The 21515-nt window shown below is 69.9% G+C and carries 18 protein-coding genes and 1 tRNA gene; 11 read left to right on the top strand and 8 right to left on the bottom strand.

The window, feature by feature from the left end; translation table 11 throughout:
• Positions 1–12: 12 nt before the first annotated feature.
• Positions 13–465, bottom strand: coding sequence for a MarR family winged helix-turn-helix transcriptional regulator (locus QRX60_RS09640; protein WP_286000422.1), 453 nt, complete (start codon positions 463–465; stop codon positions 13–15).
• 156 nt (positions 466–621) lie between these two features.
• Here QRX60_RS09640 and QRX60_RS09635 point away from each other — a divergent pair, with 156 nt between their 5' ends.
• Both QRX60_RS09635 and QRX60_RS09630 read left to right on the top strand, forming a co-directional pair.
• Positions 622–1584: an alpha/beta hydrolase gene (locus QRX60_RS09635; RefSeq protein WP_286000421.1), complete on the top strand. Its 963-nt coding sequence runs from the start codon at positions 622–624 to the stop codon at positions 1582–1584.
• Positions 1585–1730: 146 nt separating this feature from the next.
• Positions 1731–2939 carry an alpha/beta hydrolase gene (locus QRX60_RS09630; RefSeq protein WP_286000420.1) on the top strand — a complete coding sequence of 403 codons (1209 nt, stop codon included), beginning with the start codon at positions 1731–1733 and terminating at the stop codon, positions 2937–2939.
• A gap of 9 nt (positions 2940–2948) precedes the next feature.
• On the opposite strand, the gene QRX60_RS09625 is transcribed toward QRX60_RS09630, so the two are convergent.
• Positions 2949–3842 (bottom strand): serine hydrolase, encoded by an 894-nt coding sequence (locus QRX60_RS09625; protein ID WP_286000419.1) that lies wholly within the window; start codon positions 3840–3842, stop codon positions 2949–2951.
• A gap of 190 nt (positions 3843–4032) precedes the next feature.
• Here QRX60_RS09625 and QRX60_RS09620 point away from each other — a divergent pair, with 190 nt between their 5' ends.
• Positions 4033–4668 (top strand): DUF4383 domain-containing protein, encoded by a 636-nt coding sequence (locus QRX60_RS09620; protein WP_286000418.1) that lies wholly within the window; start codon positions 4033–4035, stop codon positions 4666–4668.
• 18 nt (positions 4669–4686) lie between these two features.
• Here QRX60_RS09620 and QRX60_RS09615 read toward each other — a convergent pair whose 3' ends face one another.
• On the bottom strand, positions 4687–5676 hold the full coding sequence (locus QRX60_RS09615; protein ID WP_286000417.1) for an SCO0930 family lipoprotein: 990 nt from the start codon (positions 5674–5676) through the stop codon (positions 4687–4689).
• A gap of 380 nt (positions 5677–6056) precedes the next feature.
• On the bottom strand, positions 6057–7607 hold the full coding sequence (locus QRX60_RS09610) for a class-II fumarase/aspartase family protein (RefSeq protein WP_286000416.1): 1551 nt from the start codon (positions 7605–7607) through the stop codon (positions 6057–6059).
• A 118-nt stretch (positions 7608–7725) separates the two neighbouring features.
• Between QRX60_RS09610 and QRX60_RS09605 the strand changes: the two genes are divergently transcribed.
• A complete protein-coding gene (locus tag QRX60_RS09605; protein ID WP_332845851.1) occupies positions 7726–8316 on the top strand; it encodes a TMEM175 family protein in 591 nt (196 codons plus the stop codon).
• A gap of 4 nt (positions 8317–8320) precedes the next feature.
• Here QRX60_RS09605 and QRX60_RS09600 read toward each other — a convergent pair whose 3' ends face one another.
• Positions 8321–8863, bottom strand: coding sequence for a DinB family protein (locus tag QRX60_RS09600; protein WP_286000415.1), 543 nt, complete (start codon positions 8861–8863; stop codon positions 8321–8323).
• Positions 8864–9074: 211 nt separating this feature from the next.
• Between QRX60_RS09600 and QRX60_RS09595 the strand changes: the two genes are divergently transcribed.
• The gene (locus QRX60_RS09595) at positions 9075–9920 is read left to right on the top strand and encodes a COG1361 family protein (protein WP_286000414.1); all 846 of its coding nucleotides are present in this window, start codon (positions 9075–9077) and stop codon (positions 9918–9920) included.
• Positions 9921–9936: 16 nt separating this feature from the next.
• Here QRX60_RS09595 and QRX60_RS09590 read toward each other — a convergent pair whose 3' ends face one another.
• On the bottom strand, positions 9937–10473 hold the full coding sequence (locus tag QRX60_RS09590; protein ID WP_286000413.1) for an AAA family ATPase: 537 nt from the start codon (positions 10471–10473) through the stop codon (positions 9937–9939).
• 112 nt (positions 10474–10585) lie between these two features.
• On the opposite strand from QRX60_RS09590, the gene QRX60_RS09585 reads away from it, so the two are divergent.
• The 3 genes from QRX60_RS09585 to QRX60_RS09575 all read left to right on the top strand — a co-directional run bounded on the left by QRX60_RS09585 (position 10586) and on the right by QRX60_RS09575 (position 13649).
• A tRNA-Lys gene (locus QRX60_RS09585) sits at positions 10586–10658 on the top strand.
• Positions 10659–11058: 400 nt separating this feature from the next.
• Positions 11059–11421 carry a helix-turn-helix domain-containing protein gene (locus QRX60_RS09580; protein ID WP_286000412.1) on the top strand — a complete coding sequence of 121 codons (363 nt, stop codon included), beginning with the start codon at positions 11059–11061 and terminating at the stop codon, positions 11419–11421.
• A 170-nt stretch (positions 11422–11591) separates the two neighbouring features.
• On the top strand, positions 11592–13649 hold the full coding sequence (locus QRX60_RS09575) for a tetratricopeptide repeat protein (protein ID WP_286000411.1): 2058 nt from the start codon (positions 11592–11594) through the stop codon (positions 13647–13649).
• Positions 13650–13849: 200 nt separating this feature from the next.
• Here the strand turns inward: QRX60_RS09575 and QRX60_RS09570 are convergent, their stop codons facing one another.
• The gene (locus tag QRX60_RS09570; protein WP_286000410.1) at positions 13850–15064 is read right to left on the bottom strand and encodes a hypothetical protein; all 1215 of its coding nucleotides are present in this window, start codon (positions 15062–15064) and stop codon (positions 13850–13852) included.
• A 221-nt stretch (positions 15065–15285) separates the two neighbouring features.
• On the opposite strand from QRX60_RS09570, the gene QRX60_RS09565 reads away from it, so the two are divergent.
• From QRX60_RS09565 to QRX60_RS09555, 3 genes are all read left to right on the top strand, one after another.
• Entirely contained in the window at positions 15286–18297 is a 3012-nt protein-coding gene (locus QRX60_RS09565) for an AfsR/SARP family transcriptional regulator (protein WP_286000409.1), read from the top strand.
• Between the two features lie 381 nt (positions 18298–18678).
• Entirely contained in the window at positions 18679–19179 is a 501-nt protein-coding gene (locus QRX60_RS09560; protein WP_286000408.1) for a SixA phosphatase family protein, read from the top strand.
• A gap of 88 nt (positions 19180–19267) precedes the next feature.
• The gene (locus QRX60_RS09555) at positions 19268–20563 is read left to right on the top strand and encodes an alginate lyase family protein (RefSeq protein WP_286000407.1); all 1296 of its coding nucleotides are present in this window, start codon (positions 19268–19270) and stop codon (positions 20561–20563) included.
• 46 nt (positions 20564–20609) lie between these two features.
• On the opposite strand, the gene QRX60_RS09550 is transcribed toward QRX60_RS09555, so the two are convergent.
• Positions 20610–21326, bottom strand: coding sequence for a S1 family peptidase (locus QRX60_RS09550; protein ID WP_286000406.1), 717 nt, complete (start codon positions 21324–21326; stop codon positions 20610–20612).
• Positions 21327–21515 lie beyond the last annotated feature (189 nt).

Genomic DNA, 21515 nt, shown 5'->3' with positions numbered 1-21515 from the left:
TTCGCGGCCATGTTAGCCAGCCGGGGACAGCGCTTCCCGGTAGGCGTTCACGGACTCCGCCAACCGGTCCAGTTCCTTGCGCATCCGGGCGATCCCGGCTTCGTCCAGGCCCATCGCGTCGCCGATGACGTCCGGGACGCCCTCGGCCTTCGCGCGCAGCGCCTTCCCGGCGTCGCTGAGGCTGACCATGACCGCGCGCTCGTCGTCGGCCTGCCGGTTGCGCTCCACCAGCCCGGCCGCGTGCAGCCGCTTGAGCAGCGGCGACAGCGTGCCCGAGTCGAGGTTCAGCTCGGCGCCGAGCTCCTTGACCAGGCGGTCGTCGCGCTCCCAGAGGGCCAGCATGACGAGGTACTGGGGGTAGGTCAGGCCGAGGCCGTCCAGGACGACCCGGTACAGCGACGTCACCGCGCGCGACGCCGAGTACAGGCCGAAGCAGAGCTGGTCGTCCAGTCGCAGTGATGCCATCGCGTCCTCCTTGCTCGTGACACTCCATGGTCCTCGGCGCGGCTTCGGAAGACAACTCAAGTGCCCTTAATCTCATTGGACACAATTCAGTTGTGCACAACTCAGTTGAGGGCTACCTTCAGTCGTGTCAGCTTCACGCCCCCCGAGGAGGACGACATGACCGCCAACCCGCACAACCTCGCCCTGGAACCGGCCGCGCAGGCGTTCGCCGAGGCCACCGACCAGCCGCCCTACCTGTTCCAGCTGCCGCCGGCGGAAGGGCGCAAGGCCGTCGACGGCGTCCAAGACGGCGACGTCGCCATGGCCGACGCCGAGATCGAGGTCCTGCAGGTCCCCGGCGGCCCCACCGGCGAGGTCGAGACCCGGATCGTCCGCCCGGCCGGCGTCGAAGGCCCGCTGCCGGTGATCGTCTACGTCCACGGCGCCGGCTGGGTGTTCGGCGACTTCCACACCCACCAGCGCTTGGTGCGCGAACTGGCCGCCGGTGTCGGTGCCGCCGTCGTCTTCCCCGAATACGACCGCTCGCCCGAGGCGCGCTACCCGGTCGCCATCGAGCAGAGCTACGCCGTGGCGAAGTGGGTCGCCGAGCACGGCGCCGAGAAGGGGCTCGACCCCTCGCGCATCGCGATCGCCGGCGACTCCGTCGGCGGGAACATGACCGCGGCGCTGACGATCCTGGCCAAGCAGCGCGGCGACGTCACCTTCCGCCAGCAGGTGCTCTTCTACCCGGTGACCGACGCGAACTTCGACACCGAGTCGTACACGAAGTTCGCCGAGGGCTACTTCCTCGGCCGCGAAGGCATGAAGTGGTTCTGGGACCAGTACACGACGGATCCCGCGCAGCGAGCGGAGATCACCGCGTCCCCGCTGCGCGCGTCGCTCGACGAGCTGGCCGAGCTGCCGCCGGCGCTGGTGATCACCGGCGAGGCGGACGTGCTTCGCGACGAAGGCGAGGCGTACGCGGCGAAGCTGCGTCAGGCCGGCGTGCCGGTCACGGCCGTGCGGTACCAGGGGATCATCCACGACTTCGTGATGGTCAACGCGCTGCGCGAGACCCACGCCGCCGAGGCGGCGATCACCCAGGCCATCACGGTCCTGACGCGGGCTTTGGCCGAATAACTGAGAGAACGCTGAGTCCGCACCGCGTTGCGGCCCTATGACCCAACTCACAGGGCCGCAACGTGCATGCCTGCTCAAACGTGATATATACGCGACTCCCGACCGACCCGGGCGCGCATTCCTGCCCGCCCGGAAGGACCGAACCCATGCACCTGAGCAGCATCCGGCTGGACTCGCCGGTCAACATGATCGTGGTGGTCGTGCTGACGCTGCTCGCGATCATCGCGGTCCCGTGGTTCTGGGACCGCTGGAAGCGCAAGCGGCTGTGGCGCAGCGCCACGACCCTGCTCGCGGTCGTGCTCGTCGTGCTCTCGACCGCCATGGCGGGCAACATGATCGGCGGGTTCTTCCCGACCGTCGGGTCCCTGCTCGGCACCGGCGTCTACGCCGCCCCGGGCACCGACGCCGAAGCGGCGCAGAACGGCGAAGACCTCGACAAACTGCGCGACACGGGGGTGGCGCACGCGCGCGAGGGCAAGGGGACGGTCGTCCACATGAAGGTGACGGGCCGGCGCACCAAGCTGACCCGCGACGTGACGGTCTACCTGCCCCCGCAGTACTTCGACGCGGCGTACAAGGAACTGAAGTTCCCGGCGATCGAGTGGATCCCGAACTACCCGTCCGGCCCCGAGGTCTTCACCAGCGGCTACCACATGCCGGAGCAGCTCGACGCGGCGATCGCGAAGAAGGCGCTGCCCCCGACCGTGGTGATCGTCCCGGACCCGACGGGCGTCCCGAAGGTCGGCCACGACACCGAGTGCGTCGACGAGGTCGACGGCTCGGCGAACGACACGTACCTGACGGCCGACCTGCACGACTGGGCCCTGCAGAAGCTGGGCGTGTCGCAGAACCGGCGGGCGTGGACGATCGCGGGCTGGTCCTCCGGCGGCTACTGCGCGATGAACCTGGTGACCCGGCATCCCCAGTGGTACGGCCAGGCGGTCAGCGTCAGCGGCTACGACAAGGCCCAGATCGACGCGGAGACGGAAAACCTGTTCAAGAACCGCCAGGACATCAACGACGCCAACAATGTCCGCATCAACGTCGGTCTCCACCCCGCACCGATCGACATCCTGGCGATCGCGGGCGACAAGGAGGCCAACGAAAGCGCCTCGATCGACCGGATCCGCGCGGCCGCGCGGCCGCCGGTCCAGTTGTCGTCGTGGCGGATCAAGGACGCCGGCCACAACATGAACACGTTCAAGTCCCAGATCCCGGACGTCCTGGCGTGGATCGGGGCGCACATGTCGGGCCCGGCCCCGGCGGGCCGCCAGCTGGAGACGACCGGCGGGGCGCTGCCCTGGCCGCTGCCCCGCTCGGGGGCGCAAGGAGCACTGGCCGACAAGGACCAGTAGCCACGGCCGTCAGCCGAGCAGCGCCGAGACCACCGACGTCACCCGTTTCGAGGCGGTCGCGTAGTCGACCGAGGACGGGTGCTCGCTGAGCACCGCCACGATGTACCGCTCGTCGGCACCGACCAGGCCCGAGGTGTGCAGCATCCGCGTCGGCCCGCAGCACGACCAGCCCTGTTTGACCGCCCACGGCCGGTCGCCGGCCGCATCCGGGATGCCGAAGTACTGGCGGAAACCGTCCGAACCCCGCTCGGTCGCGGCCCGCAGCGCGGCCAGGATCGCGGCGGGCCCGTGTGCCAGCACGTACTGGTAGAGCCGCACCACGTCCTTCGCCGTGATCCGCGTGTCGCCCCACCGCCCGGGATCGGTGGGCGGCCGGGTGCCGGTGAGGCCGATCTTCGCGGCCCAGCGCGTCACGATCGACGGGCCGCCGTAAGCCGTCCAGAACCGGCTCGCGAGGTCGTCGTCGCTGCGGGACAGCATCCGCTGCACGTCCGCCACGGGACCGCCCCGCTCGAGCACGGCCAAGGCGATCAAGAGCTTCACGAGCGACGCCGAGGTGTATCCGCGGTCCGCGTGCACCGAGACGGTCGTCGATCCGAGCTGGCGGTCGAACACGACGACGCTGACGGTGCCTCCGGGCACCAGCCGGTCCAGCCCGGCGGCGTCCACCTTGGACTCGGGCTTGGACTCGGGCTTGGGCGTGGGCGACGGAGTGGGCGTCGGAGCCGGCGTCGGCTCGGGAGCCGGGCTCGGTGTGCCGGGCATTTCAGACATCGTTGTCAGCGCTTCGGTGGCGGCGATCGCCCGCGGCGCCTGAGCCGCACCGTGACCGATCGTCACGGCCACCGCGCCGATCGCCCCCACACACAGTCCCACCAGGAAGATGCCGCTCAGCTTGCGCATGATCCGGATTGCCGGGAGCGCGGCCTGGCGTTCCCCGGATCGGGTGAGTTTGTGGGATAGCTCTCGGATCGGCCCGGATCCGGGAACGCTCCGGGGTCCTGCGGGCAAGCACTGTCGTTTCGCGCACCGTGTTCGCGGGGTACCTGTGTGCGGTGACTGTCGTCACCACACGCTGGGAAGGACTGGAGTCATGACTCACGCGAAAGGCGCACGCATCCGGGTACGCGGCCTGCAGCCGGCGCAGGTGCTGGCCGGACTGGCCGGGATCGCGTTCATCATCGTCGGCATCATCGGATTCACCAGGACCGGCGTGGGCAACTTCGCCGGCCACCACGACGCGGGGTTGTGGCGGTTCTCCGGTAACCCGCTCATGAGCCTGGTCCGCGTCGTGACCGGCGTCGTCGGCCTGCTGCTGGCCTTCGGCTCGGGCCGCGCCCGGGCGTTCGGCTGGCTGCTCTTCATCTTCTACGGCGCCCTCTTCGTGTGGGGCCTGATGATCGACGGCCTCATCTCGACCAACCCGTTCGCCAACGCCGGCAACCCGATGGACATGGGCCGCGCCGACACCTGGCTGCACCTCGGTGTCGCCGCGCTCGGCCTGCTGATCGCCGTGCTGCCGGCCCGCCGCACCATCCACATCCCCGAGGACGAGGTGGCCGACGAACCGACCGTCGTCGAGCAGCGCACCGACCGCGTCGCGGACACCGACCGCACGGACGCCCTCCCGGCCGAAGAGCCGCGCCGTCGTTCGTTCCTGCGTCGCCACCACGACGAGCGAGGCCCGGAGGTCGCTCGCGAAGAGCGTCCGCCGGGCCTCGCCCACTAGGAAGTACTGCTGGGTGGCTCAGTAGGTGGTGCCACCCGAGCCGGAGTTGCTGCTGCTCCCAGCGCCACTGTCAGCCGGAGCCTGGTTGGCGGTGGAGCTGGGGGTGGTGCCGACCTTGCAGCCGTTGGGCTCGATGACGAACCAGGTGCCGTTGACGCCCATGCCGTTCGCGTCGCCCGGCTTCAGGTCCTTCGAGAAGGTGTAGACCGGCCAGCCGCCGATGGTGACCTGCTCGGTGCCGTCGGAGCGCTTGATGCTGCCGAGGAGCTTCGACTCGATGCCCTGCAGCTCGACCTTGCCGTTGGAGAGGACCGGCGGCCAGGTCTTGGCGCAGTCGCCGTTGCAGGCGGACGTCTTGGCCTTCTTGGTGTCCTTCTGGAACAGGTAGAGGGTCATGCCGTTCTGGTCGACGATCGCCTCACCGAGGCCGTCGATGTTGCTGGCGCTCAGCTTGACGACGCCGGCTTCGCTCGCGGCCTGCCCGGCCTTGCCACCCTTGGCGTTGGCGGCGTACCAGGCGCCACCGACGCCCTGGCCGGTCGCCTCGCCGGCCTTGGTGTCCTTGGCGTAGCGGTAGAGCGCCCACCCGCCGACGGTGATCTGTTCGGTGCCGTCGGAGCGCGTCACCTTCCCGACGAGGTTCTTGTCGACCCCCTGCACCTGCACGTCCCCGGTGGCCAGCATCGGCGGCCAGGCCTTGGCGCAGTCACCGTCGCAGTTGGACTTCGGCGGCTTGGCCGTGTCCTTGTCGAAGCGGTAGAGGGTCATGCCGTTCTGATCGGTGAGCACCTGCCCGACGTTGGCGACGTCCGCGACGACCAGTTTCGATTCGTTCGACGCGGGGGCTGCGTTGCCGACCTGCCCGTTGGCGATCTGGCCGCCACCGGTGCCGCCCGCCGCCGCAGGGGCGATGACCGGCTGAGCAGTTTCGGCACCCGAGCAAGCGGTGAGCACTGCCAGCCCGGCTGCCGCAGCGGCGACGGAGACGGCGATGCGCGTGCGAAGCATGGAAGTTCTCCTTGTGTCCGTTGGGGTTTCCCGCCGCTCGGTGCGGCTGCCTGATACCCACTACACGGACCCCCGCCGGGGGCGGTTCAAAGTATTTTCGGCCGAGGCCCACCCCTGGTCAGAAAGGTGCGGCGGCCGGGCGGCTGGCTTGGTACCAGGTCGCCGGTGGGCCTGCGCCGCCGCAGGGCGGGGAGGTAGGACTGCCGCCGCGGGCTGGAGCTGCCGGCGACCTGGCGCGCCGCGGTGGCCGGGTGGCTGCTTCGGCGCCAGCTTGCCGGGGGCCTGCGTCGCCGCAGGCCCGCCGTCGAGGGCAGGGCCTGCCGGCGACCTGGGGTACGCCGCGGGTTGGAGCCGCCGCCGGCTGGGAGCTGTCCTGGCCGCTACTCCGGAGCGCCGTCCGGCCGCGGCTCGCCGAGGGCACGGTCGACCAGCGACGCCGCCGCGCCGGTGTACGCGGCCGGGTCGAGGAGGGCGTCCAGCGCCGCCGGGGTGAGGACGTCGGTGATCGCGGGCAGCTCGTCGAGCACGTCGCGCAGCGGCCGGTCTTCGCGCACCGCCCGCTGGGACGCCTCGCCGAGCAGCTCCTTGGCCTTCGCCTTGCCGAGCAGCGGCGCGAGCACGGCGGAGAGCCGCTCGGAGACGATCAGCCCGTGCGTCGACGCCACGTTCGCCCGCATCCGCCCGGGCTGCGCGCTGAGCCCGCGCGCCAGCTCGACGGCGGTGTGCGCGGCGCCCCCGGTCAGCCGGAGGCATTCGCGGACCAGCTGCCACTCGGCGTGCCAGACCCCGGCCGAGCGCTCGTCCTCGGTCAGCATCGACTGCGTGACGCCGGCGGCCAGCACCGGCACCTGCAGCGCGGCCGAACGGATCAGCGTCGCGAGCACCGGGTTCCGCTTGTGCGGCATCGCCGTCGAGCCGCCCCGCCCCTCGGCGGCCGGCTCGACGACCTCGCCGACCTCGGTCCGGGTGAGCGTCGCGACGTCGACGGCCAGCTTCCCCAGCGCCCCCGCGGTGAACGCGAGCGCGCTCGCGAGGTCGACGACCGGCGTCCGCAGCGAGTGCCACGGCAGCACCGGTGCGGCCAGCCCGGTCTCCTCGGCGAACGCGGCGGTCAGGCGTTCCGCGTAGTCGCCGGGGGCACCGCGGTCACCGGCGGGGTGTCCGGCCACGGCGGCAGCGTCGGCGAGATCCTGACCCCCGCCCCCGCCCCCGCCCCCGCCCCCGCCCCCGCCCTCCCGCTCGCCGGCGCCGGCCTGCGCGGAGTGCCCTACCTGCTCGGGCTTCGCGGCGTCGGCCAGGCGCGCGTACTCGATGTACGCCGCCAGCGTCCCGGCCGCGCCGCCCAGCGAGACCGGCAGCCCGCCGTCCAGCACGCGCCGGATCCGGACAGCCGCGTCCAGCACCAGCTGCCGCCAGCCCGCGGCCTTGAGCCCGAACGTCGTCGGCACCGCGTGCGCCGTCAGCGTCCGGCCGGGCATCGTCGTGTCCCGGTGCTCGCGCGCCAGCTCGGCCAGCGCCTCGGCCGTCGCGTCGAGGTCGGCGGCGAGCGGCCGCAGCGTCCGGTCCGCGACCAGCATCATCGCCGTGTCGAAGATGTCCTGGCTGGTCGAGCCGCGGTGCACGTATTCGGCGGCGTCGGGCGCGATCGCGCCGACAGCCGACGTCAGCGCCTTGACCAGCCCGACGACCGGGTTCGCCGTCGCCCGCGACCCGCGCGCCAGTTCGACGACGTCGATCCGCGCGCTGCTCGCGGCCTCCGTGATCGCGTCCGCGGCCCCGGCCGGCACCGTCCCCAGCCGCGCCTGCGCTCTCGCGAGCGCCGCCTCGGCGTCGAGCATGGCGCGCAACCAGGCCTCGTCGCCGGTCGACGCTTCGGCCGGCGTACCGGCCCGGACCGGGGACAGGAGTCCCGAATCGGGGTCGACGGTCATGGCGTCAGCATCGCACGCGCCCGACCTCGGCTGCCGTCCCACAGCCGGGTCTGGCAGGCTCACCTGCCATGAGTAGCGCCTCGTCCGATGAGGACACTGCAAGCTCCGAAGCCGGGGCCTGGCCGCCGAGCGCCTCACCTTCTTCTCGGACGCCGTCGTCGCCATCGCGATCACCCTGCTCGCGCTCGAGCTGCCGCTGCCGGAGGGCGCCACCAGCGCCGAACTGCTGCGATCACTCGGGCATCATCGCTCCGAATACATCTCCTTCCTGATCAGCTTCGCCGTGATCGGCGGGCGCTGGCGAGCCCACCACCGCCTGTTCCACTTCGTCACCACCGTGCGCGGCGGACTCTTGCGGCTCACCTTCGGCTGGCTGCTGATGATGGTGCTCATGCCCTTCGCCACGAAGGTGCTCGCCGAGGACGGCGGGTTCGAGTTCCGCTTCGTCCTGTACGCACTCGTCCAGGTCATCGCGCTGGCGCTGTTCCTCATGATGACCAGGCAGATCCAGCGACACCGTCTCCACTGCGCGGACATCCCGCCGGAGCTCTTCGGCGAGGTCTACCGCGGCCTCGGCACGATGATCGCCGCCTTCGCCGTGTCGATCCCGGTCGCCTTCGTCACGCAGTGGGCCTACGCGTGCTGGATCGTCATTCCGCTCGCGGGCAACCTCCTTTTCCGGCTTCGCCGCCCGGCGGCGCGAGCCTGAGCCATCATTCGCCGGTGGCGCCGTCGATCCGCTCGCGGACCAGGTCGGCCTGGCCGATGTGGCGCGCGTACTCGCCGATCATGCGCAGCATCACCCAGCGCAGCTTGATCGGTTCGCCGGTGCTGACGCGCGTCCCGGTGTCGTCCAGCGAACTCGCCGCGACGATCTGCCTGGCGAGCTCGCATTCCTCGTGCCACAAGGAAAAAGCCTCGCCGACGTCACCGTCCAGCGATGCGAAGTCCTGCTCCGGGTCGTCGTCGGAGTAGTACAGGTTGGGGACGTCCTCGCCCGCGAACTGGATCCGGAACCACCAGCGTTCGACGCCGGTGAGGTGCCGCAGCAGCCCGTGCAGCGTCAGTGTCGACGGTGGTACCGATCGTTCGGACAGCCGGGCCGGGTCCAGGCCCGCGCATTTCAGCTCGAAGGTGCGTCTGTAGTAGTCGAGGGTCTCGGTCAGCGCCTGGCGCTCGTCCGCGACCGGCGACGGGTCGATCCGGTCGCCGGTCAGGCGGGCCGGCGAGACCACCGGAGTCGTGTGTTCGGTCATGTGCGGAGCGTGCCACGGGGGTCCGACAATTTTCGGGCCGCCGGTGCGGACGGTGACCCGGCAACAGCGGGAAACCCCAGTTCAGACACGGTTTCGAGAACCGGGTAACGAATATCGGGGTGCGGCGATCTGATCTTCGTCAGCTGCTGCGATCACCCGTCCCCACCGGGTCGGAGCGGCACCCCTCGTCCGGAATCAGGAGATCAAGACCATGGAGCGAACCGGTCGAAGAACCGCCGTGCTGGCCGCGCTGACCGCAGCGGCTCTCTTCGCGGCCCCCGCCGTCGCGTCCGCCGCGCCGGCTCCCAGCACGATCGACGTCAGCGACACGTCGGTCTCCGCCGGCGGCACGTTCACGGTCACCGAGCAGCTGTACAACCCGACGGACTTCACCGTCACCGGTGCGAAGGCGGCGGTCTACACCAAGGAAAAGCCGATCACCGAGCTGGTGGACCTGGTCTCCTGCGCCGGCACGATCGGCTGCGACCAGTACCTCAGCAGCTACCGCGGCGGCGTCGGCGACCTCGGGGCCGGCGAGAGCCGCACCGTGACGTTCACCTTCCGCGTGAAGGAAGACGTCACCGGCGGCGAGTTCACGCTGCAGCACCAGTTCGCCGGCGACAACTACGCGTTCAGCGTCGAAGACGGCCCCGCCATCACGATCACCCCGGCCGCGAAGGCCGACGTCAAGGTCGCGCTGACCGCCACCCCGCGGGTCGGCCTGGTCGCCCGCGTCGACTACGTGATCACGGTGTCGAACAGCGGCCCGGCCACCGCGACCGGCGTTCGCGTGACGGCCAACGCCGGCTCGGGCCGCACGGTCACGTCGGCGACCGGGTGCACCCGCTCGGGCGCGACCGCGAACTGCGCGATCGGCACCCTGGCGCCGGGCGCTTCGGCCACGGCGAAGTTCACGTCGGAGGGCGGCGTCTTCGCCTGGGGCGCGTTCACGGCGACGGCTCAGCGCGCGGCCAGCGCCCCGGCCGACCCGGTCGCGGCCAACGACACGGCGTCGAAGAAGTGCACGGCCTACACCGGGCTGTTCGTGACCTGCTGACGACGGTCTGTCCACATCAGAGCAAGTACGGCGCCGAGCGTGCTCGGCGCCGTACTGCGTCCGCGGTTTCACCGATGGTCTGGTCCGTTGTGTCGATGACGTGCTTCTCGAGCTCGCCGAGGCCGGCGAACGCGCGGTGCATCCCCGTGATGGGCTCGACCTCGGTGAGTTCCCGGCCTTCGCGAGCGGTCCCGCGGGCGAGGGTCACCTCGAGACTCGGCCGCAGGACGACGTAGAAGAGATCCAGAGCGTCCCGCTTGGCGGCGTCGCGGAAGGGCTCCAGCGCCCAGGGGCCGATGACGCCGTCGAGGACGACGTCGTAGCCACCCCGGGCGTACCCGCAGGCGGCCTCGGCGATCACCCCGAGCACGACGTCGTTCTGCCGCGCGGCCTCGGGCAGGTACGGCGCGACGAACCCGGTCCGGATCCAGACGTAGAAGCTGTCGGTGTGCAGGTGCACGGTCGGCTTCGGCGCGTCTTCGGCGACCAGACCGGCAACCGTGGACTTCCCGGCACCGGGCGGCCCGGTGAGGATCAGCAGTGAACCCGGCATGCCAGGCATCATGCGGGCCCAGCGGGCCGAGAACCAGTCTTGACCTCCGGCGCGCCCTCAGCCGGACCCGGTGTGCGGGTGGGTGGCAGACCCCTGGCTAAACTTGGGGCGCGGGCCGTTAGCTCAATTGGTAGAGCTGCGGACTTTTAATCCGTAGGTTCTGGGTTCGAGCCCCAGGCGGCCCACTCAAACTCCCTGGTCAGTGGCCTGGCGGCCAAGATCGGCTCCTCGCGGCCCGGGAGCCCTGGCAACCCCGGCGCAGCCGAGTGTGGTCCGGAACCTCCCTGAGCCCGTCGAGGCGAGACCCCGGCCGGGTCGACCGACAGTTCGCTCACCCGCGCTCGGCCACGCCGAGCCGTCGTCGCTTCGGCGCGATGCCACATCCGGGAATCCCAACCTCTCCCTCCCCGATGGCGCGGTTGCGCAGCGGAATTCGTGATCACCACCAGCTCCATCCGGATCTGATTTCGTAAGGTTTTGCGTCAATTCACCGGAACGCGCAGTAACCAAAGCAGCTGTCACCGCGATGAGACACCGAGACTTGTTGCGATCCGGCTTCACCAACCAGGATGCGACGGGGGCATCATGGACGAAAGGACACCGCGCTACCGAACGTTCGCCGATCTCACTCACGATCAACAGGACAACCTGCTCGCCGAGTTTTACGCACGGGGGGCTTCGCTCGCCGAACTGGCTCGTTTGAGCGGTCTCAGCTACTCCTGGCTGCGCCGGCGCCTGCTCAAGGCGGGTGTCGAGTTGCGGTCCCGGCCGGCGCCGCGGGAATCTCCGGTGCCGCCGGAAATCCTCGTCGAAGAGTATCGGGCCGGGGCCAGTATCCTCGCTCTCGCCGAGAAACACGGGCTGTACTACAAGCGTGTGCGAGAACTGTTGCTGCGCGAAGGTGTCGAGCTGCGACCGTCGACCCGTGCCAAGCCCAGAGACAGCTGAAATGTGTGCCGGGTCACAAAACTGACTGTATTGAATTTCGCCGATCGGGCACTGTGCGCAAAGTTCGTGTGCACGTGCATGCGCGTTCGAGTGGAAAAGTGGGTGAATCGCCGCCACGTGCCGGGACCGGCGGTAGAACGGAAAGTTCGAGACCTACGGGGAGATCTCGGATGGATGACACACCTGAGCGGACGCCGCCGGTGCAGATCCCGGCTCCGGCGGACGGCTTCGTCAGCCGGGAGGCTGCGCTGGACCTGCTGGACCGGACATGGCTGCGCCGGGCGGACCGGCCGCCCATCGTGGTGCTGAGCGGCATCGGCGGCGTCGGCAAGACGACGGTCGCCGTACGCTGGCTGACCGATCACCGTGACCGGTTTCCCGGTGGCCTCCTCTACACGCGGCTGACCGAACCAGGTGGCGATCCGGTACCCGCCGGCGAGATCCTGTTCGGCTTTCTCGTCGCGATCGGTATCCCCGTGGACACGATCCCGCCGCATCCCGGACAGCGTTCGGCCGTGTTCCGGGCCGCCGTCGCGGGCCGGTTCGTCGGCATCCTGCTCGATGACGCCGTCTCCGCCGCGCAGGTGCGCGCGCTGCTGCCCGCGACCTCCTCGGCGATGGTCGTGGTGACGAGCCGACGGCAGCTCGGCGGTCTCGCGATGGACGGCGCGGAACTGCTCGACCTCGCTCCGCTGACTCCGGACGACTCACGCCGGCTGCTCGGCGAGGTGGTCGGACCCGAACGGATCGCCGCGGAACCGGAAGCGACCGGAACGATCATCGAGATCTGCGGCGGCCTGCCGCTCGCACTCGGGATCATCGGTGCCCGGTTGCGGGCCCGTCCGCTGCGGAGCATGGCCAGGGAAGCGAGCGCCTACGCGCGCCATCTCGGCGCCGGCTCCGGCGCACCCGACGACGTGCGCGAGGTGCAGGCGGTCTTCGACACCTCGTATTCCGAACTGCCGGAGGAAGCCGCTCGGGTCTATCGCGCCTGTGGTCTGCATCCCGGCCCGGATGTCTCGCTCGACGCGCTCGCCGACGTTCTCGGCGAGCCCTCCGCGCGCGTCGAAGACGCCGTCGACACCCTCGTTTCGGCGAATCTCCTCGTCGATGCCGCGGATGACCGCGTTGCCCAGCATGACCTGGTGCGTCGCGATGCTCGGCTGCGCGCGGAGCGGGAGCTCGAGACCGCCGACCAGGCCGCCGTGGTCCGTGGGTTCACGCGGTGGTACCTCGCTCGCGCACAAGCCGCGGACGACATGATCCATCCGCAGCGTCCCCGGCTCGGCGTCACCCCTCCCGGCCGTCACCGGAAAGCATTCCCGGACCGGGCCGCGGCGGTGGCGTGGTGGCGGCGTGACCTCCGATCGATCCACGCGGTGGTCACCGAGGCCGACCGGCGGCACTGGGACGAAGAACTTTGGAAGTTCTGCGAAGCATCATGGGGTTTCTTCCTGCACCACCGCGACTACGAGCCCTGGGTGGCGATGCACAAGGCGGGGGTGGCCGCGGCCCAGCGGTGCGACGTCCCGCTGGTGGAGGCGAGACTGCGCTCGCAGCTGGGCTTCGCGTACGCGAAACTGCGCCGGTTCGATGAAGCCGTCACGCAGAACTCGATCGCGTTGCGCCTCGGCGAGCAGCAGGCGCACGGCCCCACCCAGGCGACCGCGCTCTCCCAGCTCGGGCGCGCCGCCCGCGGCCAGGGCGACCTCTTCGCCGCACTGGGGTACTACCAGCGGGCCGCCCAGCTGCAGGAGGACCTCGGCATCCCCCGCGGAGTCGCGTTGTGCCGCCGCCGATGCGGCGAGGTCTTGGCGAAGCTCGGCCGCGACGAGGAAGCGATCATCGAGCTGACTGCCGCGGCGAGGGCCATGGCCGAGCTGGGGGATCCGATCCAGCACGTCAGGGCCATCACGGCCATTGCGGGGCTGCGGTCGAACCAAGGCCGGCACGACGAAGCCCAGCTGGTCCTCCTGGACGCGTTACAGGTCGTGCGCGACCTCGACTCGCCCTACTACACGGCCGAAGTGCTGGCGGTCCTCGGGCAGGTCGAGCTGGAGGCCGGACACGGCGAGGACGGCCGTCGCCACCGCGCCGAGGCACGCGAGCTTTACGCCGGGCTCGGAGACCCACGTGCCGGCGAACTCGCCGAACCCACTGCGGCCTCGGATCACCCAGGCACAGCCGCCGGGGAACGCGGCGATCGCGCCCCCGGCGCCGGGAGCTGACGACAGCGCCCGTGACGCCGCCAGGAGCGCCGCCGAGACGTCCCCGGATTCCCGGCACACCACCAGGTCTCCGGCCTCCCACCAAGCACGCGGGGCGTCCTCGGCGACGACCAGCACGTCGGCGGCCCGTCCCGGTCCGCAAACCCGCAGGTGCCAGACGCCGGGTACGTGCCGCACGACCGCGAGCGTGCCCCCGCCGGTCACGCGATGCCCTGAAGCGGATTCGGTGCCGGCACGAACCGGGTGCCCGCCGCGCCGTCCGGCTCGGGCAACGCGAGGAGCTCGTACATCGCGCGCCGGAGGACGGCCGCGGCCTGTCCGGGCCGGGAGGTGATCGCCGCCCGTACCACCCGCGTGAGGCGATCGCTCGCTCGTGACGCGAGTTCCTCCTGTGGCGCCAAGGCAACGTCGTACCGCAGGCCGGGAGCGTTGCGACGCACCAGGTCCGCGATGCTGCCGGGGCGGATGGCCGAGCCGCCGTCCGCCGCGAGGGTGACCGGGCGGCCGATTGCCGCCGCGTAGGCCGTCGTCGAGCCGTAGTCGCCGATCACCCAGTCGGAGGCCACCATGGTCGCCTGCCAGCCCTGGTCGGGTGGGATGAGCAGCAGGCCGTCACGGACGCAGTCCGCGAACCACGCGGTGACCTGGCGTCGTCCGTGCACGGTCCAGACGTTCGGGTGCAACACGGCCGCGACTGCGTAGCGGCTGGGTGGCAGCGCGCCCCGTAACACATGGCAGAGCCGGGGAAGCCGCCCGAACACCGAGTCGGCCGACCAGGTCGAGCTGACGGTGACCAATCGGTGGCCGGGCCTGATGCCCAGCCGGTGGCGGTAGGTCTCCCGCAACGCGACGCTCTCCAGCATCTCGTCCAGGCAGATGTCCCCGACCACCAGCGCGCGCGGCAGCACCTCGGGACAGGACCGCCGCAGTGCGGCGACTTCCGCGTCGGTCGCCAGCCCCAAGACAGCCGGAAGGATCCGGCCGCGATGGGTGAGCAGTTCCCGGTCGAGGCCGGTCGCCGGGAGCGTCGCCGCGCCGGCCTTGCGGCTGAAACGCCGTGACTTGACCGTCCCCGCACCGTGCGCGAGGAGCAGAATCGGGCCGTGCAGCTCTTCGAGGTGCCGGTGACTGGCGGCGAGCACCAGGTCGAAACGGTGCTGTACAGCCTGGTGCCAAGGCAGTACGAGCCCGTGCTGGGCCCGGACGAACTCCTCGACGCCGTGCCACCCGTCGCCGGTGTGCGGCACGGTGAACACCGTCTGCACGCGGTGATCCGCCTCCAGCAGCGGCAGCACGTCGAGCAACCGGGTGCCCGCGGTCATGGTGGGGACGACCACCAACGCGTTCCGGCAGCCGGATCTGGTGACCCGGCGACCGGCGTCCAGGCCGATCGGCCCACGAATCCACCTGTCCATGTTCGCGCACCCTCCCGTATTCGTCGCGACCATGCGGCCAGCCTGCAACGGCCGTTCGACAAGGCACTTGCGCACGTTGGACAAAAAACTGACAACCGATCGACAGGTCGTTTCCGGTGCTCGTCGTTATCCGGTTGTCATAGCGTTTCCGGACGGTGGATGCAAAACTCGTCAAGGAGGAGTGGGCGGCCGTGCCACCTCTGCGGCGGAGGGGACGCAGAATGGAGATCACGTTCGGAATTCTCGGGCAAACAACGATGCGTATGCACGGGAATCTGAGCGTGAGGTGGACCCACCGGCGCGAACGCAACGTCGTCGCGGCACTGCTGACGCAACCGGGGCGATGGATGTCGATCGACACCCTCGTTAACTGGGCTTGGAATGATGACGAGGCGCGCCCGCGCGCGCCGAGAGGCGCGCTCTACAAGTGCATCGCCCGGATCCGTCAGGCGCTCGACCAAGCCGGGGCGCCCGCGAAGATCGTCGCGATCACCGGTGGCTACCAGCTCGAGATCGACCCCGAGCTGATCGATTTCCACGCATTCCGTTCGGCGATGCGGCGTGCCCACGAACTGAGCGACCAGGACGAGCACCGGGAAGCTTGCGAGGCGGCCCGTGCCGCGTTGGCGTTGTGGCGCGACGAACCGCTCGCCGGTATCACGTCGGAACCGGCGCGGAATTGGCGGACTTCCGTCACCGCGAATCACTGGATCCCTGCCAACACGTTCCTGCTCTCGGAACTGCTCACGGTCGGGCGGCCGGATGAGGCCCTGCTCCTGCTCGACGAGTTGAGCCGCGAGTGTGCCGACGAACTCTGGTTCGCCAAGCTGCGTTTGCAGGCGCTGACCGCCGTCGGCCGCTATGCGGCACGCAACGAGTACTACCTCGACACGTACCGGTACTTCCGCAAGGCCGGGGACGACCAAGCCGCCGAAGACCTCCGTGCGCTACAGGACCATCTGCGTGCGCCGGAACCGCTTCCCGCGGACCCGGAATCGGATCCCGGTCCGGTGGATCGGCCTTACACGCCGCCGGCGCCGTTGCGCGAACTGCCGCGCGATGTGGCTGGTTTCACCGGCCGGGCGGACATCTTCTCCGATCTCGACACCGCGTTGACGCCGCCTGGCGCCTTCGTCCCGACCGTCGTGGCGGTGACGGGCCCGCCGGGCGTCGGCAAGACCAGCACGGTCGTGCACTGGGCCAGGAAGGCGGCTTCGCGCTTCCCCGGTGGGGTGATGCTGATCGACTTGCAAGGGGTCGGCCCCGCGCCGCGGGTCGAGCCCGCCGACGTGGTCGGTGTGCTGCTGTCCGCGTTGAACTACCCCGTCGACCAGATCGTCGGCGCGGCCGGACGGGCCGCACGGTTGCGCAGCCTCCTGAGCGATCGGCCGATGCTGGTCATCCTGGACAACGCCGAGGACACCGCGCACATCGAGCCCCTGCTCGGCGTCCTGTCCGACTGTGCGGTGATCGTCACGGCGCGGCGGCGGCTCAAAGCCCTCGTCCGGCGGCACCAGTGCCCGACGATCACCCTCGACCCGCTTTCCGGCGAGATGTCGGCCGAGTTGCTCCGCCGGCGACTGGGAGACCGTTCGGCACGGGAACCGGCCGCGATCGCGAGTCTTGCCTCGCTCTGCAACGGGCTGCCCCTGGCCTTGACCATCGTCGCCGAACGGGCCGCCAGCCGGGCGGGCAGTCGGCTGCAGACCATCGTCGAGCAGGTCCGGGACCCGGCCACGCTGCTGACGATCAGTGACGACGGCGACGGCGAAGAGACGAACCTGTACTTGGCGTTCTCATGGTCCTACCAATGCCTCGAACCTTCCGCGCAGCAGGCTTTCCGGGTGTTCGGCCTGCATCCGGGATCTGAAGCAGGCGTCGAGGTGCTGGCATCGGCGGCCGGTGTCCCGGTGGCGGAGGGCCGGCGGGCACTGGACCTGCTCGTCGCGGCCCATCTCGTCCAGCAACCGGGGGACGGCGACCGCTACCGCATCCACGACCTGTTCCACCATTTCGCCCAGGCGCTGAACACGCCGGGTACGCCGGTAGACGGGCCGCGCCGGCGGCTGGTCTCCTACTACCTGCACACCGCCCACAACGCGCACCGGAGCGTCCACCCCCACGGGTCCGGACCGAAGATGCCGCCCGTCGAACCCGGGTGCCGGCCGGATCGGTTTACCGATCCCGTCGCTGCGATGCGTTGGTGCTTGCGCGAGCGGGCGAACCTCACCGCGATGGTTCGCTACGCGGCCGATCACGGCCTCCACGAGTTCGCCTGGCGGTTCCCGCACGTCACCGGCGGCATTCTGAATCGATTCGGATACTTCGACGACATCATCGCCGGCCTGACCGTCGCAGTCCGCTCCGCTGCCGCGTCGGGAGATGACCTGGCGCGCATGGCCTGTCTCAACGACCTCGGCTACATCCACCTGCTCGCCGGGCACGACGCCGTTGCGGAGACTCACCTGAGGCAGGCCCTCGAGCTGGCCATGGCGCGGGACGTACCGTTGGCCGTGCTCACGGTGAAGCTCAACATGGGGCACCGGCACCGGCATGCGGGACGGCTCGATCAAGCCGCGGCGTTGTACGAAGAATGCGCCGTCGCCGCCCGCGAAATCGGGGACGAGGAGCGGCAGGCGAAAGCCGCGCACAATTTGGCCAAGACCTTGGCCGAGCTCGACCGGCCGTATCGTGCGCTCGAGCATCTGCGGCAGGCTCTGCTCCTGCGGCGTGGAATCGGTGACGCGGCGGCGCTGGTCGAAACGCACACCGAACTCGTCGGCGTCCATACTGACCTCGGCGAGTTCGATTCGGCGCGCGCGCACTGCCGCGAGGCGATTCCGCTGCTGGAGAAGGTGCGTGATCTGTCGGCGGTCATGCGGCTGCACACCGCTCGGGCCAACCTGGCGCTCGCCGAAGACCGGATCGACGACGCCTTGCGGTTCGCCAGGGAAGCCGTGGTCTTCGCCGAGCGATCGCACGCGGCGACCGGAGAAGCCCGGGCGTTGACCGCTCTCGGGCATGCCCTGGCGCGGCGCGGTGACCTGGAGCCGGCGCGAATCGCCTGGGAGCGGGCCGCGAGCCTGTACCGTGGCCGGGAACGTCACCGCCGCGCCGAGCGGGTCGAACGGTACCTGGCCGAGCTCGGGGGCGCGCCCGACGTCCCGGATGCCCGGATGAGCGACGAGGACACGGTTTCCCTGCCCTCGCCGCCCCGGCCTCACTCTTCATAGTCCACCAAAGAGTGAACCGCTGAACGTTCGTACACTCTCACTATGTGTCCCCGTGGGCGAACACGCAGGTTCTGGCCACTAGCGGCTGACCCCTGCTCGTCGAATGCCTTTACCGACACAGCTGTACGTAACTCTATGTCAGCAAAAGTCTTGCGCCAGGGGCTCTTCTTGCCCTAATCTCCGCGTAACCACGTGAGCGACACATGAGGATTCCTCTTTGTGTTCCGCTCCGAATCATTTCTGTTGAATGCTCGGAAGGAAATAGATGTTTCATTGGCTTTGGTTCTGGTGTTAGTCCGCTCGGGGCGCCCGGCTCGGCCGTGCGCCCCGAGTTTCTCGGTTACGGTGACGGGCACCGACTCCGGATGACAGGCGGTGAACATGGACGCGACCAGGCGGCTCATCGTCCTCCGGCACGCCAAATCGGCCTGGCCGGACGACGTCCCGGACCGCGAACGCCCCCTCGGGCCCCGGGGACTTCGGGACGCTCCCAAGCTCGGCCGCTGGCTCGGCGACAACGGCTACGTCCCCGATCGCGTCCTCTGTTCCACCGCCCGTCGCACCAGGGAAACCTGGGAGCGGGTGAGCGAGGCGTTCTCGGAAACGCCACCCGTCGAGTACGACGAAGATCTCTACGGTGCCGGCCCCGAAGAGTTCCTGGCCGCCGCTCGCCGGATTCCTGACGACGTCGTCACCCTCGCCCTCGTCGGACACGAGCCTGGGGTCAGCGAGCTGACCTTGCACCTCGCCGGCTACGGGGACGACACCCGGCTGGTCCGGACCAAGTTCCCCACCGGGGCCGCGGCCGTGCTCGTCACCACCGACACCTGGGCGGAGCTCGCCACCGCGCGACTCGAAGCCTTCTTCCGTCCTCGCGACTGAACCATCGGCCCATTGCCGAAGTGATGTTCACATGCGTACTCTCCATTCACTCACAGGATTTGTGTTCATATTCGTGAATGGAGCGGACATGCTTCTTCGCCACACTGTCGTGGCGGTGCTCGCCCTCGTCGCGGGAGCCACCTTCGTAGCCGCGCCCGCCGAGGCCGCCCCGGCGGCGCACGGCTGCACCGTCCCGGTCCTCGGGGCGATCTGCGCCCCGGACACCGCCGTCCTCGACGGCAACCAGTTGCTGCGGACCAAGTTCGCCGCGCTCGTCGGCGAACGCACGGCCAAGACCGCCCTGAACAACCTGCTCGCCGCCGCGAAGACCGACCTCACGACCGGGCCCTGGAGCGTCACCTCCAAGAAGCAGGTCCCGCCCAGCGGCGACAAGCACGACTACCTCAGCCTCGCGCCCTACTGGTGGCCCACCACCGACCCGACCGTCGAGAACCCCTGGGGCTGCCCGTTCGTGCAGAAGGACGGCCAGCGCAACCCGATCGTCGACGAGATCACCGACCACGCCTACCGCGGCAACGCCTTCGCCGCGATCTACCAGCTCGCCCTCGCCTGGTACTACACCGGCGACGCGCGGTACGCCCAGCGTGCGGCCCTCGACCTGCGCACGTGGTTCCTCGACGCCGCCACGAAGATGAACCCGAACATGAACTACGCCCAGGGCATCCCGTGCAAGGTGGACGGCCGCGGCATCGGCATCATCGAGTTCTCCTACACGCTCACCGAGGTCGTCGACGCCACCGCGATCCTCGCCACCGGCGCCCCCGGCTGGACGAAGACCGACCAGGCCGGCATGACCGGCTGGTACACGCAGTTCCTGAACTGGTTGCGCACCAGCAAGAACGGCACCGACGAAGCCGCGGCGCAGAACAACCACGGCAGCTTCTACGACATGATGGCCGCCGCGCTGGCGCTCGGCACGGGGCAGCGGGACCTGGCGAAGACCATCGCCCAGGACGCCGGGCCGAAGCGGATCGCCCCGCAGATCCGGGCTGACGGCTACCAGCCGGCGGAAGCGAGCCGGACGCGCAGCTGGCACTACTCCAACTTCAACCTCGTCGCGCTGACGCGGCTCGCGCAGATCGGCAAGCACGTCGGCGTCGACCTGTGGCACTACACCGCACCCGGTGGCGCGACGCTCTTCAAAGCGGTCGACTTCCTGATCCCGGGGGCGACGCAGGGACAGTGGTCCTACCCCGAGCTGGACTTCCGCCAGTACGCCGCGCTGGACGTCCTGCACGCGGCGGCCGACGCGGGCGACAAAGCGGCTCGGACGGCGTTGCCGCGGGTGCCGGTCGAACCGGGCGGTGACCTCTACCCGGTCCGGCCCGCCGCGGAACAGCTCGACGACATTTCGACGTCCTGACGGCAACGGGCCCGGCCGCGGAAACGGCCGGGCCCTTTCCGGAAAATCAGACGCCGGCCACCTGGGAAATCCAGCTGCGATAACGCGTGATGTTCGTGTACGCCGTGTTGTTCGACCGGTCGCTGGTCGACGCGACGCCGACCTGGCGGCCGGAGGCGAACATCGGGCCACCCGAGTCGCCGCCGGCGGTGATGCCGTCGACGCGGTTCGCGCACACCGCGACGCCGCCGGTGTAGTCGCTGCAGCCGATCGAGTTCACCCGCACCGTCGCGACCTTCAGGTACCGCGACTGGCAGTTGATCTCGGAACCGCACTGGCTGGTCGCGCCCCAGCCGTAGACCGAGACGTTCTGGCCGACCGAGACGTCACCGACGTTGCCGAGCGGCGAGTACGTCGCGTTCACCGACGTCGTGAGGCGGACGATCGCCAGGTCAGCGGCGCCGTTGTAGCGGGTGATCGTCGATCCGGTGGCCATCGTGCCGCCACTGGACTGGTCCAGGCTGCCGATCCGGAACGTGTACGTCCCGGAGCTGCTGACGCAGTGCTTCGCGGTCAGGATGTACTGCGGCGCGATGATCGTCGCGGTGCAGTTCTGCTGGCCGTTCACGAACAGCCGGGCCGCCCAGGGACCGCTCGAGGCGGTGCTGCCGCCGATGATCGACGGCTGGGCCTGCGGGGTGCTCTGAGCCGCCGCGGGACCGCCGAAGCCGACCAGGGCCAGCGCGGTGCTCGCGGCCAGCAGGACGAACTTGCCGAGTTTCACGCTCACTCCTTTTCGTGCGGAGACCCGCACGGGAAAGCCGGTGGGGACCGAACGAGAAGAGTGTCCGAGTTTTCAGGGAATGTCCGGAACCGACGAAAGTCCGGTCGCATCCGTATTTATTTCGCCGAATGGACTACGTGCAGTTCCCGTACTGTTCCGCGCTCAACCCACGGGTGGAGGCCCACTTCA

The sequence above is a fragment of the Amycolatopsis mongoliensis genome (assembly GCF_030285665.1).
GTDB classification, from domain to species: Bacteria; Actinomycetota; Actinomycetes; order Mycobacteriales; family Pseudonocardiaceae; genus Amycolatopsis; species Amycolatopsis mongoliensis.
The sequence above is the reverse complement of the archived record's forward strand: the minus strand, read 5'-3'. Positions and strand labels throughout refer to the sequence as shown.